The sequence below is a fragment of the Paradesertivirga mongoliensis genome, from assembly GCF_024436395.1.
GTDB lineage: Bacteria > Bacteroidota > Bacteroidia > Sphingobacteriales > Sphingobacteriaceae > Paradesertivirga > Paradesertivirga mongoliensis.
The window spans coordinates 273,032-288,073 of the sequence record NZ_JAFMZO010000002.1 but is presented as its reverse complement, the minus strand read 5'-3'; the positions used below and the strand labels follow the sequence as shown (position 1 = coordinate 288,073).

At 42.0% G+C, this 15,042-nt stretch carries 19 protein-coding genes; 7 read left to right on the top strand and 12 right to left on the bottom strand.

Going from position 1 to position 15,042, the window contains the following annotated elements:
• Position 1: 1 nt before the first annotated feature.
• Positions 2-1,630, bottom strand: coding sequence for an ABC-F family ATP-binding cassette domain-containing protein (locus J3P43_RS07225; RefSeq protein ID WP_255900764.1), 1,629 nt, complete (start codon positions 1,628-1,630; stop codon positions 2-4).
• Between the two features lie 83 nt (positions 1,631-1,713).
• Between J3P43_RS07225 and J3P43_RS07220 the strand changes: the two genes are divergently transcribed.
• Both J3P43_RS07220 and J3P43_RS07215 read left to right on the top strand, forming a co-directional pair.
• Positions 1,714-2,262, top strand: coding sequence for a HEAT-like fold family protein (locus J3P43_RS07220; protein ID WP_255900762.1), 549 nt, complete (start codon positions 1,714-1,716; stop codon positions 2,260-2,262).
• Between the two features lie 110 nt (positions 2,263-2,372).
• Complete coding sequence (locus J3P43_RS07215; RefSeq protein ID WP_255900759.1) at positions 2,373-3,653, top strand: MFS transporter; 1,281 nt, start codon at positions 2,373-2,375, stop codon at positions 3,651-3,653.
• Positions 3,654-3,701: 48 nt separating this feature from the next.
• On the opposite strand, the gene J3P43_RS07210 is transcribed toward J3P43_RS07215, so the two are convergent.
• The 9 genes from J3P43_RS07210 to J3P43_RS07170 form a co-directional block, all read right to left on the bottom strand.
• Positions 3,702-4,088 carry a VOC family protein gene (locus J3P43_RS07210; protein ID WP_255900758.1) on the bottom strand — a complete coding sequence of 129 codons (387 nt, stop codon included), beginning with the start codon at positions 4,086-4,088 and terminating at the stop codon, positions 3,702-3,704.
• Positions 4,089-4,103: 15 nt separating this feature from the next.
• Positions 4,104-4,343 carry a hypothetical protein gene (locus J3P43_RS07205; RefSeq protein ID WP_255900756.1) on the bottom strand — a complete coding sequence of 80 codons (240 nt, stop codon included), beginning with the start codon at positions 4,341-4,343 and terminating at the stop codon, positions 4,104-4,106.
• 22 nt (positions 4,344-4,365) lie between these two features.
• Positions 4,366-4,785 carry a DoxX family protein gene (locus J3P43_RS07200; protein WP_255900754.1) on the bottom strand — a complete coding sequence of 140 codons (420 nt, stop codon included), beginning with the start codon at positions 4,783-4,785 and terminating at the stop codon, positions 4,366-4,368.
• A gap of 47 nt (positions 4,786-4,832) precedes the next feature.
• On the bottom strand, positions 4,833-5,228 hold the full coding sequence (locus J3P43_RS07195) for a DUF1801 domain-containing protein (RefSeq protein ID WP_255900753.1): 396 nt from the start codon (positions 5,226-5,228) through the stop codon (positions 4,833-4,835).
• Positions 5,225-5,776 carry an SRPBCC family protein gene (locus J3P43_RS07190; protein WP_255900752.1) on the bottom strand — a complete coding sequence of 184 codons (552 nt, stop codon included), beginning with the start codon at positions 5,774-5,776 and terminating at the stop codon, positions 5,225-5,227. The genes J3P43_RS07195 and J3P43_RS07190 overlap by 4 nt, the downstream gene beginning before the upstream one ends.
• A 113-nt stretch (positions 5,777-5,889) precedes the next feature.
• Entirely contained in the window at positions 5,890-6,423 is a 534-nt protein-coding gene (locus tag J3P43_RS07185) for an SRPBCC family protein (RefSeq protein ID WP_255900749.1), read from the bottom strand.
• 31 nt (positions 6,424-6,454) lie between these two features.
• On the bottom strand, positions 6,455-6,946 hold the full coding sequence (locus J3P43_RS07180; protein WP_255900748.1) for an SRPBCC family protein: 492 nt from the start codon (positions 6,944-6,946) through the stop codon (positions 6,455-6,457).
• On the bottom strand, positions 6,943-7,263 hold the full coding sequence (locus tag J3P43_RS07175; RefSeq protein ID WP_255900747.1) for an ArsR/SmtB family transcription factor: 321 nt from the start codon (positions 7,261-7,263) through the stop codon (positions 6,943-6,945). The genes J3P43_RS07180 and J3P43_RS07175 overlap by 4 nt, the downstream gene beginning before the upstream one ends.
• 202 nt (positions 7,264-7,465) lie before the next feature.
• Entirely contained in the window at positions 7,466-7,972 is a 507-nt protein-coding gene (locus J3P43_RS07170) for a DinB family protein (protein WP_255900746.1), read from the bottom strand.
• Between the two features lie 294 nt (positions 7,973-8,266).
• Between J3P43_RS07170 and J3P43_RS07165 the strand changes: the two genes are divergently transcribed.
• Together J3P43_RS07165 and J3P43_RS07160 are read left to right on the top strand one after the other, a co-directional pair.
• Positions 8,267-8,938 (top strand): lipid-binding SYLF domain-containing protein, encoded by a 672-nt coding sequence (locus J3P43_RS07165; RefSeq protein WP_255900744.1) that lies wholly within the window; start codon positions 8,267-8,269, stop codon positions 8,936-8,938.
• A gap of 45 nt (positions 8,939-8,983) precedes the next feature.
• Positions 8,984-9,454, top strand: a complete 471-nt coding sequence (locus tag J3P43_RS07160; RefSeq protein WP_255900743.1) for a hypothetical protein — start codon at positions 8,984-8,986, stop codon at positions 9,452-9,454.
• 42 nt (positions 9,455-9,496) lie between these two features.
• Here J3P43_RS07160 and J3P43_RS07155 read toward each other — a convergent pair whose 3' ends face one another.
• On the bottom strand, positions 9,497-9,748 hold the full coding sequence (locus tag J3P43_RS07155; RefSeq protein ID WP_255900742.1) for a hypothetical protein: 252 nt from the start codon (positions 9,746-9,748) through the stop codon (positions 9,497-9,499).
• 204 nt (positions 9,749-9,952) lie between these two features.
• Between J3P43_RS07155 and J3P43_RS07150 the strand changes: the two genes are divergently transcribed.
• Together J3P43_RS07150 and J3P43_RS07145 are read left to right on the top strand one after the other, a co-directional pair.
• Positions 9,953-10,273, top strand: coding sequence for a hypothetical protein (locus J3P43_RS07150; RefSeq protein ID WP_255900740.1), 321 nt, complete (start codon positions 9,953-9,955; stop codon positions 10,271-10,273).
• A 387-nt stretch (positions 10,274-10,660) separates the two neighbouring features.
• Complete coding sequence (locus J3P43_RS07145; RefSeq protein ID WP_255900739.1) at positions 10,661-13,348, top strand: glycoside hydrolase family 55 protein; 2,688 nt, start codon at positions 10,661-10,663, stop codon at positions 13,346-13,348.
• Between the two features lie 17 nt (positions 13,349-13,365).
• Here J3P43_RS07145 and J3P43_RS07140 read toward each other — a convergent pair whose 3' ends face one another.
• Complete coding sequence (locus tag J3P43_RS07140; protein ID WP_255900738.1) at positions 13,366-13,764, bottom strand: response regulator; 399 nt, start codon at positions 13,762-13,764, stop codon at positions 13,366-13,368.
• A gap of 175 nt (positions 13,765-13,939) precedes the next feature.
• On the opposite strand from J3P43_RS07140, the gene J3P43_RS07135 reads away from it, so the two are divergent.
• Positions 13,940-14,887: a hypothetical protein gene (locus J3P43_RS07135; RefSeq protein ID WP_255900737.1), complete on the top strand. Its 948-nt coding sequence runs from the start codon at positions 13,940-13,942 to the stop codon at positions 14,885-14,887.
• Positions 14,888-15,042 lie beyond the last annotated feature (155 nt).

Below are 15,042 nucleotides of genomic sequence, written 5' to 3'. Positions count from 1 at the left end.
ATTAGGCAAGGCTGTATAATTCTTCTCTTTGTTGCTTCACCACATCGCTGTTAATGTATTCGTCGTAAGTCATTAACTTATCGATTACACCACCTGGAGTAATTTCAATAATCCGGTTAGCAACAGTTTCGGTTAGCTCATGATCTCGGGAAGTAAATAGGATAACACCTTTGAAATCTTTCATTCCATTGTTCAAAGCGGTGATAGACTCCAGATCAAGGTGGTTAGTCGGCTCATCAAACAGAAGCACATTGGCCTGTTGCAACATCATGCGGGAGAACATGCAACGCATTTTTTCGCCCCCCGACAGAACCGAGCTTTTTTTAAGGACCTCTTCACCGGAAAATAGCATTCTGCCTAAAAAGCTTCTGATAAATTGTTCGTCTTTGTCAGCGGCAGAATATTCTCTCAGCCAATCGATCAGATTCTCGTCTTTTCCTTCGAAATAGGATGAATTGTCGTTCGGAATATCGGCGATATTAATGGTAACGCCCCATTTAAATTCGCCTTTGAAATCTTTATCTCTTCCGGTTAAGATTTCGTAGAAAGCGGTAGTTGCAAGACTGTTTTCAGAAAGAATAGCAATTTTGTCGCCCTTGTTAACCATGAAGTTAATGTTGGAGAATAAAAGCTCGCCATTTTGTTCTTTTCTCAGTCCTTCAATCTGCAAGATTTGATCACCTGCTTCGCGGCCCTGATGGTTGAAAAGGATTGCAGGGTACTTTCTGTTGGATGGTTTTATCTCCTCAAGATTGATCTTATCAAGTGCTTTTTTACGACTTGTGGCTTGTTTTGACTTAGACGCATTTGCGCTAAACCGGCGGATAAAATCCTGAAGTTCTTTTACTTTATCCTCCATTTTCTTGTTCTGGTCTGACCGTTGACGGGCTGCCAGCTGGCTGGATTCGTACCAGAAAGTATAGTTACCTGTGTATATTGTGATCTTACTAAAGTCGATATCAACTACATGCGTACAAACGGTATCCAGAAAGTGCCTGTCGTGAGATACCACCAATATAATTCCTTCATAACTTGCCAAAAAATCCTCTAACCAGGCAATGGTATGGATATCAAGGTCGTTGGTGGGCTCATCCAGTAATAAGATATCCGGTTTACCGAAAAGCGCCTGCGCTAATAACACCCGAACTTTCTGATTTCCGTCGAGTTCTTTAAGAAGTTTGTAGTGATACTCTTCTTTAATTCCAAGGTTGCTAAGCATGGTGGCCGCATTATTTTCAGCATTCCAGCCATCCATCTCTGCAAATATATTCTCAAGCTCTCCGGCACGCTCACCGTCTTTCTCCGTAAAATCTTCTTTGGCATACAAGGTGTCCTTCTCCTTCATTACGCTGTAAAGTTCTTTATGGCCCTGCAACACCGCTTCAATAACGGGATATTCGTCAAAAGCATAGTGGTTTTGAGAGAGGACAGCCATACGTTCACCCGGTGTAAAACTTACCGTTCCGGTAGAGGGATCTATATCTTTCGAAAGTATTTTCAGAAATGTAGATTTGCCGGCACCGTTTGCGCCAATTACACCATAGCAGTTTCCGGGTGTAAACTTTAGGTTAACGTCTTCAAAAAGAGTGCGTTTTCCGTAACGAAGAGATAGATTAGATACTGTTATCATGCTGTGTAAATTGAGGTGCAAAAGTACGGATAATCGTAAACAGTTGATACACGACGCGGAAGAATTATTTTTACTGAATTGATATGACAGAAAAGGAGCTCTTAAAGATTTTCAAAAAGCCTATCGGTAAAAAGGATGTTCTGTCTCTGGCACATCAGTATTCTGAATTTCCTGATTTTACAAGACACCTCATCGAACTATCTTTTCATTCTGAACAAGAAGTCGCCTTTCGATCCGCCTGGGTTCTCGAGTACTGTATGATGTTGTATCCTAAGGCCATGACTGACCATCTGGATTATTTCCTTGAGGCTTATCCCAAACAAAACAACCTAAGTTGCAAGCGCCATTTTACTAAACTTATGATGTCTCTTTCTGAACCTGGTAATCACAAGCTCCTACATCAATGTAATTTGAATCCGGTAATTGAAACGACTTTTGAGTGGTTGATTAATCCCGGGACACCGGTAGCCGTACAGGTAAACTGCTTAGATATTCTCTTTAACTTAAGATCCCATGGCGATTGGATTGAAGGGGAATTGAACGCACAGATCGAGTTTTTGCTCAAAGATGGGACTGCGGCGATGCAGAGCAGGGGCAAAAGAGTTTTAAAACAATTGAATAGCATTAAATAAAAGACGGTATTTTAGGCTACCTCCAACAGATTGGCTGTAATATTGAGTAAGAAGATTGAAACGATCTGCGAAGATCTTGAATGTAATTGCAACGATTATTAAATGATTAAATGGAAATGAAATCCAAGGAAAAAGTATTTACAAAATACCAGGTTTTTATTATTGCTGTTTTGGCGGTACTGCAATTCACCATTGTGCTTGATTTTATGGTGCTTTCTCCTTTAGGGGCCATTCTCTTAAAAGAACTGGACATCAGCACTTCACAGTTTGGCCTGGTGGTCTCGGCTTATGCTTTCAGCGCCGGCGCTTCGGGCCTTCTTGCTGCCGGTTTTGCCGATAAATACGATAGAAAGAAGCTCCTGATGTTTTTTTATACAGGCTTTATTCTGGGTACGGCTTTATGTGCCATGGCTCCTAATTATTCTCTGTTATTAATTGCACGTATTATTACCGGCATCTTCGGCGGAGTGATAAGTTCTGTGAGCTTTGCCATTATAAGTGATTTATTTAAGCTTGAAGTTCGCGGGAAAGTTATGGGCTTTGTTCAATCCGCTTTCGCGGGAAGTCAGGTATTTGGAATTCCTGTTGGATTGCTTCTTGCCGATAAGTTTGGATGGCATGCACCGTTTTGGCTGATAGTGGGCTTTGGTCTTGCTCTCGGCATTATCATTATGGCTTATATGAAGCCTGTGGATGCTCATCTTCAGATTAAATCGGACAGGAACGCCTTGCAGCACTTGTTCAAGACACTTCGAAACCGCGATTATATTAAGGCCTTTACCGGAACCACCTTACTTGCAACCGGCGGTTTTATGTTAATGCCCTTTGCCGCCGCCTTTTGTGTGTACAATGTTGGTATAACTAATCAGCAACTTACGTTATTGTATTTTATCACCGGCGTTTTTTCAATGATTTTTGGACCCATTATAGGTTCGATGAGCGATAAGGCAGGCAAATACCAAACGTTTGTAGTAGGCTCTCTCATTAGCATGGTGATGGTGGTAATTTACACCAATCTCGGAATTACGCCGCTTTGGATTTTGATCTCGGTTAACGTGGTATTATTTGTTGGTATTGCATCCAGGATGATCTCTGCCTCGGCTTTGATAACGGCTATGCCCAGCCTTCAGGACCGGGGCGCGTTCATGAGTGTTAACTCGGCCGTTCAGCAAATCTCGGGCGGAATAGCAGCCGCCATTGCGGGGTTGATCGCCATGAAACATAGTTCGGGAAGGATTGAGCACTACGATACGCTTGGCTACCTGGTGGTGCTTACCATGATTATAGCAATGGGACTATTTTATGTGATAAACCGGCATATCCAGAAAAACGCTCAAAGTGCTGATGCTTCGCCTGTGGTTTCGGAAGTTTTATCGTCGGACCCGCTTTAACTGGTAATCAATTTGACAAGTGCCGATCGCGATTACCCATCGGACAGCTTAAACGTTCTTGTTTTGTAAAATAGACAAAATGTTTCCTGCAGGATCTTTAAACCAGGCGATATCGAGTTCGCCGCCACGGAGAATATGATTCTGATCGGTTTGTATACTCCCGTCGTTATAATTTTCGAAAGTAACACCACGCGCTGATAGTTCCGCCACGGCCCGATCTATATTATCCACCGGAAAATTCAAAATAGTAAATGTAGCCGGACTATGGTTGGTTTTAGGATAGATAAGTATGGGATTGCTGTTTGCGATTTGAAGTTCAAGCAATCCCATAGTGTTGTATATAACTTCGAAGCCGAGCACTTCAGTGTAAAACCGGTGCGCTTCTTCCAGTTGATCTACCGAAAAGCTGCTGAAGGTGTTTTGTAGATGTAGCATTATTTTTTTTATCAATTATCCAGCCAGCAGATCGGCTTCGTCGGGTAATATTTCTGCAATACACCCAAAAGTTTTAAGGAAATCAACAATCAACTGCGAATCGATATATCCAGCCCTGTACTCAACCCGTAAAATTTTGTCACAATCATCGAGATCAAAATTCACATCGTAGTCTACAAAGGCCATCCGCAGTTGATCGATCAGCACATCCGCCTGAGCGTGGTTAATCACATTTGTTTTAAATACCTCAACCATATGCTTTTTTAATGATGATGTTTCAATAATTGTCTTTGCCGCCGAAGAGGAACCGGTCAACAGAGTATCTGCCGCTTCCGGCAACGGATACTACAATAGATAAAGTCATAAATACGAAGGCTAATTCTTTTGTCTGAAAAGGATCTTTGCCATGTGCGATAAAGAATGCCACAACCATGGTAATGAAGATTGGGATAACTGAAAGCCGTGTTAAGAAACCAAAAACGATGAACAGGGCACAGAAAAACTCGGCGAAAATAACCAGGTTGAACGAAAGCTTTGACCCAATGCCGATGATGTCGCCAAACATGGGGAGAATCTGATCGTAAGCGATGAGTTTAGAATAACCATGATGAGCCATTAGGCCACCGAAAACGAGGCGCAATAGCAAAATTGCAGTGTCTGTGTTTAGAGGATGATAACTGAGAATGCGATTTTTCATTTTGTAGTAGTATATAGATTGATGTGTTTCTGAATTTTGGCTGGAATTTAAGAATTAGATATGATTTCAACCCAGGTATTTACCGCTCGAACAAGTTCCTTTTTTTTTGACTCAATATCCTCCATGCTGTAAAAGTAGGCCATGCGTCGATCTTTGTAATCGCCCTGAAGAAGGCCGCTTTGATCGTTAAGAATAATGCCGTTATGAAAAACCAGGTGAACATACTTCGGCTGTCGGTGATTAAATGTGGCCATTCCGGTTTTATCTAACCCGGCAGTGCAAAAGAAACTCGGGGCTGCCCATTTTATATGCTCGGCAATGGCACTATTGGCATCCATAACTATTTTCCTAACAGCTTCTATTTCAGCTTTAAGCGGATGTTTCAGTTTAAGCATCCATTCATTCACCTCGTCCGATTTGTTTTCTGGTAGCTTGTTCTTCATAATGATTTTGCCGGTACGGTTGTTTGATTTTTTTCAAGAATGTTCTTCAAATTATTCAGGCTTATTTCCAGGTCTTTCTTCAATGTGCCTTTTAGTAAGAGCGTCATCAGATTTAAGGGATAGTTATTTCTGCCCGTCATTTTCCAGGTAACCCTCGTTTTATTGTCCTCCACCGCCTGAGTGGTTATTGAGGTATATGCTTTCCCCTCGAATGGGCGTTTAAATCTTATTTCTAGATCCAATTTTTCATTTTCCGTTATTCCAGTAATTTCCTGTTCGCCCTCGCCGGCTTTATTGTTGCCGTTCCAGGCATAAATAAAACCTGGAGATCCGTCAGCTCCCCTGTATTCTCTTTTCATTTCCAGGTCGGCCATCACCCATTTACTGTATAGTTCCTGGTTTTTGATATACCTGATATAGTTAAAAACATTCTCGCTCCGTTTGTTGACTACGGTTTCTGCCTCAACACCATAATCTTTACTTAAAAAGAGGGCGATAATAAGCGGAGCTCCGATGATGACTGCGAGTACAATTAAAGTTGTTTCCATTTTCCGTGTTATCTATAGCTGCAAACATATAGATGCTGATTGATGTGAGCAGGGTGTAAACACGGCAATTAAGGGGCTGATAACGACATCAAGTCCACGCGACCTAGCGATATTTACGGGGTTAAGTCGCCAATCATTTTAAATAGATGCTCTTCCAATTGGTCAAATGTTCCGCCGTAGCCTTCTTGCATAGAACTATGTCCGGCTGTGAACGTGCGTTGCTGATCTGGATTCGCGTTTACAGGATAGCTTCTCAGGTTCATTATCGTGTTATTATCCTGTTCATGAAAGGTAAATTCATTTACAATTTCTAATGGCCAGTCGTCGCTAAATGGTGGCCTGGTAATATTGCCATCTGGATCGGAAAAGGAGTTGATAAACACTATTCGATTGGGATATGCTATTTCCTTAAAATGAAAAATTCCCCACATTTCCGAACTATCACTCGATTTCATATTATAGTGAAATGTACCGCCCGGTCTCAGATCGAGTTTGTGTATAGTGATGCTGAATCCCTTCGGTCCCCACCACTGCGCCAGATGTTCGGCTTCGGTGAAGGCTTTGAATACAAGTTCGAGAGGAGCGTTAAACGTCCGGGTGATAATCAATTCATTGTTTGCTGACTGGTCTTTCATTTCTGTCGACATATTACCTTGTTTTATGTTGCTTAATCTCCTTTTATAGCGTTTGTTCCAAACGATTCAACATATCAACCCAGCTAGGATAAGCGCCGGTGCGTTTAGCCAGCTCTTCAGCTACAGTTTGGTAAAGCGTCAGTTTGGTTTTACCGTCCTGTTCAGAAAAAATCACCGTTACCGTGGTCTCCATAGGCCATTCAGGGTCCATGCCTGCCTGCACGGCATCTATCAGATTCCCAGCTTCATCAGCAATAGCCATTGTATAAACAATCTTTTCGTTTTCAACTAACTGTTTGTATACACCTTTGCACCAGCAGTCTCCGTAACCTGGACTATTAACGCAGGAATGAAAGGTTCCTCCCTCACGGATATCAAGTTCGCGGAAGCTGATAGTGCAGCCGCCTGGAGCAAACCAGTTTTTGAGATGGTTGGGGTCGGTCCAGGCTTTGTAAACCAGGTCTATGGGGGCGTCAAAAATCTTAGTAATGATTACCTCCTGATCTGTCTTGGGTTTAGCTGTTGTGTTTTTCATTTCTCTTTCGTTTGTATTTGAATTAAATAATCATCAAGGGAATCTAGTCTTTCAGTCCAGATTTTTCTATACTGTTCTACCCAATCCGCCACTTCCTTCAGTTTATCAAGCTTTGCTTCACAATAGCGCTCGCGGCCTTGTTGCTTTACCGTGATAAGGCCGCATTCGGTAAGTATTTTGATGTGTTTGTAAATCGCAGTTCGGCTTACGTCGAATTTTTCCGTTACTGAGTTTATATTTAACGGCTTATAAGCGATCATTTGAAGGATCTCTCGTCTGGTAGGGTCAGCTATAGCCTGGAATGAATCACGTCGCATTATGGAACCTTTTGGTTTCACAAATATTATGAAACCTTTTGGTTTCCTAAAAATTATCTGAAAATAAATATTGATGGTGATTGCGCCGGCTCAAAAGGGGAAGTAAGGGCGGAGTAGGTGGTAATACGCAGTCGTTTGATTTGACTTACGATATGACAACGTAAAGAATCTCGTAGAGTGCAGAACACTCTACGAAATATTATTACATATATTTCATGGCTTCATATCCCATTAATCTTCTCCATAGAGCAATCTGTCCGATACAATTCGCTTCACGATAGATGATAAAAGTGATAAGTTCGTAATAGGTCATGTTTACCCCGGGCATCATCTCAAAGAACGTATCGAGTTTTTCTGTGCTGACGCTTGACAAAGCCTCTCGCAGTTCGGGACTGATTTGATCCCAATCCTGCCGGAAAGTATTGAGCGAAGGATACTTTACATCGTCTTTGATACCCTGGTTGTCTTTGAAAAGATCTTCTGCCTGTTGTTTTCTCTGAATACCCAGGGCATTTGCAAGTTCAAATCGTTGTTGCACTAAACTGCCGGTAAGCCAGGCGACGTGATTCGCCCTTGTGTTTAAGCGGTTATGGGCGTCCTCGTCCGATATACCTTCAAGTGCACTTTCCAGAAAAGTGGTGTGCATATCATAAAGACTCATCAACGACTGCATCCTGCTGTCGGTTACTGTTAGGCTTGCTGTTTCCATTTTCTTGATGTTTGATTTACACAAACTTACGTCCTTTTTTACATTAACTGCAGGTGTTTTTACGTCAATAAGAGGGTCTAATCCGACCGTCTTAAGAAAAAAAATTATTTCTCTTTCGATGTCACATATTGTTGATTTTCAGCGTTTAATATATATGTCCTGCTGAAGGGCATGTTTTCATAGGTAGATAAGCCGGTTAGCGATAACCGGCTTCTTTTTTTAGTTAAATCTGTAATATGTTTCCGACAGGGCACGGACTTTGCTTCGACAAGCTCGGAAAACAAACGATTTGCCATGAAAACACTTAGTTATTTCTATCCGGTATTTTTTTTAATGTTGTCGGTTCCATCGGTTTTTGCGCAGGAGAAACAGGATGAAAAGCTTCAAAAGTCGGCGGCGGTTTTACGAGATTTCGCTGACATGAAGGAGAGTATCCCGGTTCAGCTGATGCAGAAGGCCGAAGGAATAGTGGTGATTCCTAATCTCATCAAAGCCGGCTTAGGTATTGGAGGTCAAAGAGGGAAGGGCGTTGCGATGCTCAAAAGAGCTGATGGAAGCTGGAGTGATCCGGTTTTTGTAACCCTGACCGGCGGAAGCATAGGGTTTCAGGCAGGGGTTCAGGCAATCGATCTGGTTATGGTTTTTACAAAAGGCAGTACCTTGAACAATCTTACAGATGGTGAATTTACGCTCGGAGGAGCTATTGGAGTAGCTGCCGGCCCCGTTGGCAGAAGCTCATCGGCAACAACCGATACTAAATTAGATGCAGAAATTTATTCCTACTCGCGAACTAAAGGTCTTTTTGCGGGTTTAACTTTAAATGGTTCGCGCCTTTCGGCTGATGACGATGCAAATAAAGCATTTTATAAGGCTGACCACGCGCCCGCATCAATTTTTAGCAGAGGATCAAATTCTGATCATATGGCTGTGATATCGTTAAAAAACGCCTTAAAGGCTTTCTATTAACTCAGATTTATCGAGCCAGCAGCAGCTGGCTCGTATTTTTTCAAAATGAAAAAGGATAAGCAAAAAAAGAGTAAGAAGTTAAATCAAGACTCGCTTCGGGAAGAACTGATTCAACGAATAAACCAATCGGTAGAAACATTAGGTTTTAATTCCAAAAAATTGAGGGCCGAGGTAGAGCAAGCTGCAAAGCGCATCGCAAAGCAAATTGCCAAAACTGCGAAGAAAAAGAGGGAGGGTCTTCATGAAATAGTAAAGGCTGGCACCGAAAGCAGAAAGCAGCCGCATGAATTTGAATTGCATGATACCGAGACATTTGCTGACGAGACCTCAAAAAGCGACTCTCCATCGTTTGCTGTTATAAATGAGCGGGAAAATTATTCGAATATCAAAAGAGCAGTGAAGAGCAGCAATAGAAACGCGAATATAAGCCCCGTGGCTTCGGCGCACGGGAAGGCAGTCGACAAGGTCGAAAGCGAAGAAACAGATCTGGATAGCCAGATTGGTTCTGTTTCCTGATTTTTGCTGTTAAGATTATTGTGACGGAACATTTATTCTTATTCAAGAGTGGAACAGCTCTTGAAAATCCGTATCAAAGTCAAGTTCATGATTCTGCGTAGTGCTGAAAAATACCCTTTGACCAGTGATTAATACTATATATGCTACTTTACAAAACCTGGGTATGCTTTCTCGTTTTAGCCTTTTCGGGATATTTAGCCGTACCATAAACTCGCCGCCATACACAGACCTATAAAAGTTGAATGTTTCGTCGGTGTTTCCGTTGAAGGTGATATAAAGTTGTGCTTTTTTCAAAAGTTCTACCTCTGTTCGAACGGGCTGATCTAATCAAAGATAAGTAGCTTGAAAGAGGTTTTTAACGGTACAACGCGTCAAAAATAGGGCAGAAACCGACACGCGGTAAACTACTCAGCCTTTGGGGCTGCATTCTTATAACCATAATCGTAACATTGTTAAGAACATAGCTTAGACACGATTGTTCCTAAGTAAATATCCACCATGATACAACAGAACAAAGGAAAGATCAGTATTCGCCATGGAAAGAAAAATGGAGAGCAATTAGTTTGGAGTGATATAATCGGTGAAAAGGAATATCTCTACCCAGGCGAAGCCCGTGAGGCTTTAGAAGAAGTTACATGGGACACAGCGGAACAGATTTGTAATCAGAAACTTAATGATTCATACGCTCTTCTATTTGAGCTTTCGGCAAAAAAAGATGACGATTGGGAGAAATTAGATGAACGATTGTTGCTCTATTTTATTGAAGAAGAGCAGGAAAGCATCAATCAGGCAAAGGCAAGGATCGAGCGCCCATCCTGAAATTTACCTCAGCGATAGAAATTTAATCCATTGCCCGGCCTGAAAGCCTTGTTCCGCGATCCAGATCAGTAAGACCAATATGATAAGCGTAATAACTACAGTTTGAAATTTATTTTGAACTTCAGTTGTCATGTTGTTGGTTTATATTTAAAAGTATAAAATTATTTGAAGAAAGACGGTCTGTGTTATAAGCGATCGCTGATGTCGCTATGTTGCTGATATTCAATTCGCCTTTTAACCTGATTAAACCTTTTCTTGTCTTATACCATAGCCAAATCATCCCCTTCAGACCTCTTGTCAGAAAACGTTTACATTCCCATTAAGAACTTGGTAAACAATAAAGCCTGTAATAAGTTATTTAGTGACCTATCTATTTTGTGAGTACGAATGACTTTAGAAAGAAGCAATTGGATTTTCTTGTGTGTGATCTTTTTGTCGCTTTGGGCTTGTAAGGTTAACATTCCTACAGAACTGCCCGCTTATACCGACTATAAAATGCCTATGCCCGGCCTTGCTGCACCCGGCGAACCTTTTACACCAGTGATGGCTGGGCCGGCTAAAGACAACACGCCCTTATCCGGCGAATGGACGCGTACAGCCGGGCCAGACGAGTCGGTTATTTTAAGCGGAGAGGCACTCACGGCCTATCGGAGGGCGAATGAAGGCAAGGATTCGCGATTTAAAGTCTATAGTTCTGGCGGCTCAATAACCGATGCAAACGTGCTTCGGGCAGAGTCGGATAAAGCCGTTATCACGATCAATAAAAATATTCAAAAATGGGGAATGTATCTGGTGTGGCCGGGGAATAAGGCAGGATATGGAAAACCAATCGCTATTAATAAGACAGAAGCGTGGTGGATTGGCCCGGCGGAGGTAAGTCGCGGAAGCAGGGTTTCTGTTTACGGGCGCAACCTTTCTCAATATAATGATACAATTTCATCCTTTATATATCTAAAGTCTTCACAAGGCTATGGACTATGGGCCAAAATCGTGAAAGTGAATCCCTACAAGGTTGATTTCATGATTCCTCCCAATATGCCAGAGGGCGATTATGAAGTCTGGGCTCATAATGGACATGGCGGTAAATATGGGTGGAGTGCACCGCTGAAGCTAAAGATAGCGAGAGAATATCAATGGAGTGATAAGGTGTTTAATGTGAAGAATTATGGCGCATCAGGGAATGGTGTAAGTGACGACACAAAAGCAATTCACCGGGCTCTGGCCGAGGCCAAAAACACTCCGGGCTCAACTGTGTATTTCCCGGAAGGTACATATCTGATAAGCGGGATGCTTAGTATTTCGGATAATTCGAGATGGCGGGGAGTCCAAAAAGATCGCAGCATTATTAAATGCGGCCCCAATTTTTTTACAAGGAACGCCGTGGTTTCTGGCAGGGCTACCAATTTTCAGATAAGCAACCTTACATTCGACGCGAACAATAATATCAAGGGAGAGGGCCCTGAATTCAGAGAGGAAGCCATAAATCTTGACGTAAGTTCTAAAGTGAAATTGGATAATCTGAAGATTCTGTGTAAAGGTTATAGTGCCTTAAGACTTGATCATGCCAACAACGTCGAGATAACAAATACTACAGTTATAGCACGCAAATCGTTTCTCGGCAGCTGTTCCAACCTGATAATCGATAAGTGTGATTTTTATCTTACTAATGATGCGGAAATGGCCCTCCATTCCTGGGACGGAGTGAACATAAGTGTTACCAACTCTACTTGTCGCGACTTGGATAATCGCGATGTTAATAATGGTCAGGGGTGGGGGAAAGGGCGTTTTTTCCATTCGGCAGGAAATGGAGGCAGCACAAGGCATACATATCTGGAAAATAACAGAACCCTTGATCTCGCAGTTCGGCCGGTTGGAACGGATCAGAATTCGGGGGAGCAGTTTTTATGGGAAGGCTTCTCGGCTAAGTGGTATGGTAAGGTAGTGTCATCAAAACCTTCTTCAACCACCTTACACAAATTTTCTAAGGCCTTAGTTCCCTTCAAAACTACAGCTGTGATAACCAAAGGCCGGGGCGTGGGCCAATCCCGTCTTATTTCGGCTGTTAAAGATGGAATTATTCTCTTGGATCGGCCCTGGAATCTCCCGCCAGATAAATCAAGCACTATCGCTATTGGACATTTCGCCGACAGAATAGTGATGTACAAGAATTACATAGATGGAAAAGCCGAATCAGTGCATAGCGAAAATATCACGGCATCCACAGGAATACAGCCTTACGGCGGAGTGTTAAATTTTATTGCCGACGGTAATATTATAACCGAAGTCAGGTCGGGATTGGCTAACTGGTCTACTCAACATTCCATAGGTATTGATCCCAATTATTTTAACTTATATGTTAATAACAAAATCACGCTCAGCAGATGGGGCATTGTTAACGCCCTGCTTGAAGTAAAGCGTCCGGAAATGGGATTAATGGGTACTACATACCGCCGAAATGTGATAAATACGGCGTTGGAGGCGGGGATTAAAGTTTGGTTAAGTCCCTCCGCAAAGCCAATAATGGATAATTTTTTATACGAGCATAATTCATTTATCAACGTCCCGAAAGGATTTTTGAAAAGCAATGGCGCGAACCTTTCAACACAAACATTATATAAGAACCAGTTTAGGTCTATGCGTGGATCAGCAGCCGTCGATTTAAGTCCCGGAATTAAACTCTTTAGCAACTCTTATACCGGTTTCGCGAGCGCTTATTCAGGAACCCCCAGGCAACTGGTCGTGGCTCCGCTGCGTGTTATCGAAATCTATGGCGTAAGTAAGGGTAGCGTTTCGTCCGTGCCGTTTGTGCTTTGGAATACAGGTACATCAAGGTCGAGAGTGCGTATTAATACAAATGCACCATGGCTAAAAGTATCAGATGCAAACCCTTTGATCGAGACGGAAAAGACAGGGGTGGTCACCTTGGAAGCGGACCCGGAAAAATTGCCTGCAGATACTCATACCACGAGTGTTTCAGTAATTTCCGGTAAAGAAGAGAAAAAATATACCGTGATTTTTAATGTTGCTGAATCGGCAGAAAAGATGATTAACAAACAGGCGGGCAACGACTTTTAACTGAAGCTCAATAGGGTTTAGAGCTCTGTCACCATTTTTTCCAAATCAGTAATTGCGAACGGCTTGTTGATATAGCCATCGGCAAATGACCTTTTTGCAATCTCTGCCAGTCCGTCTACTCCCGAAATAAGTACTACGGGCACTGTTCGTAACTGATTAATTGATTTTAAAATCACACAAAGTTCGCTTCCCTTAACGCCAATTAGCCATTCATCCAGAATAATTACATCGGGAGCGATGTCGATGATTTGCTGAATAGTCTCCGAGGTCCAGGTTGGAAAGGCATAGGTCTCGTAACCAAGATCGTTAACAACCATTTGCATAATTTCCAGACATGACACATCATCGTCTATCATTAAAACTTTTTTTGGCTTCGCAATTGAAAAGCCGTTTTGACTCAAAGATTCGTTTGTCAATTTTGTTGGTGCTTAGCTAGTCAGTTCATAAACACTTAAAACGGTAAATTGATTGCATTCGTGACGGCTTTTTTAATTTTTTATTTTCAAAAAGGCTTGCAACACAGTTTAATGGCTTGCTAATTTCTATATTTATCCCAGAATATTACTTAAACAAGCTGGTTGTTGCCCAAAAATGTCAAAGGTTCTGATCCGTCGCATTACGCTGATTATATTGACTGTTATCACTTTTAACTCTTGCCAAAAAGACGGTTTTTATATTTCTAAGCCAGTGGCTGAAAATGAAGCTCAAGCCGATATTTCTACTAGTTCAAGCCCTTCGGGAACGACATATAACCATTATCACGGCCTTTACATAGACTCGACATCATCTATTATGGGCGATACAGTAAAAGAAAACAGCTTATTGCGATGGTGTCTCAGCAAGCGCATTAATACACTTAGCTTTTACGATTTGACACAAGCCATGACTCCAGCAAAAGCCGGGCACCTGGCCAGGTTTTTGAAACTTGCTAAAACGCAGTACGGGATAAAGGAGAATACCGCTGTTGTAGGGTCGGATGCTTTTATTTCGAGTTACCTGGATTCTTTTAATCGCTCAAAAACAGACACCCTTGAGCGTTTTAATACCCTGAACCTCGAAAAAGAATGGTGGAATGGTGACGGTACTTTCAAAAACTATGTAAAAATTCTCACCAAACTGAAGCAATGGGGGCGGGCACAAACTCCAATGGTTAAAACCGAGGAATATATAGGATGGTTTGTGAGGCCCTCGGGGAAAGAATTGTACATGGCCAATGAGTTGGTTAAAAACAGCGACCGGATACTGGTACATGTTTATCAACAGGCATTATCATTTCAATATGTCCTTGGCAGGCTCAGCTATCTCGGGCAGGCAGCAAAATCGCAAGGGAAAATCTTTCCAATAGTGATTATCTTCAGCGCTGAGCCAGGTTTTTCTGCTGACTATTTCAGGATTTATGATTTCGAAGATGCTTATGGAATCATTACCAGTGGATATTTAAATTCAGATTTTCCGGGTAAAGAAAATATTAAACTAGTTGGTTATCAGATTTTTGACTACTCTTATGCAAAGAGTGTTAAGCCAATAATGTTGTGGTAATCAGATCATCTGACGTCTGAAATTTCCTTCGATTGAGCTGTGCCTTTAGTTTGCTCACCTTTTTTTAAGAAGCTGTTCCGGGATGAGCGGTCTGATATACTTGATGTCAGTAGCCCTTAACAGCCCAATTGACGGATTCCACCCTATATATTGTC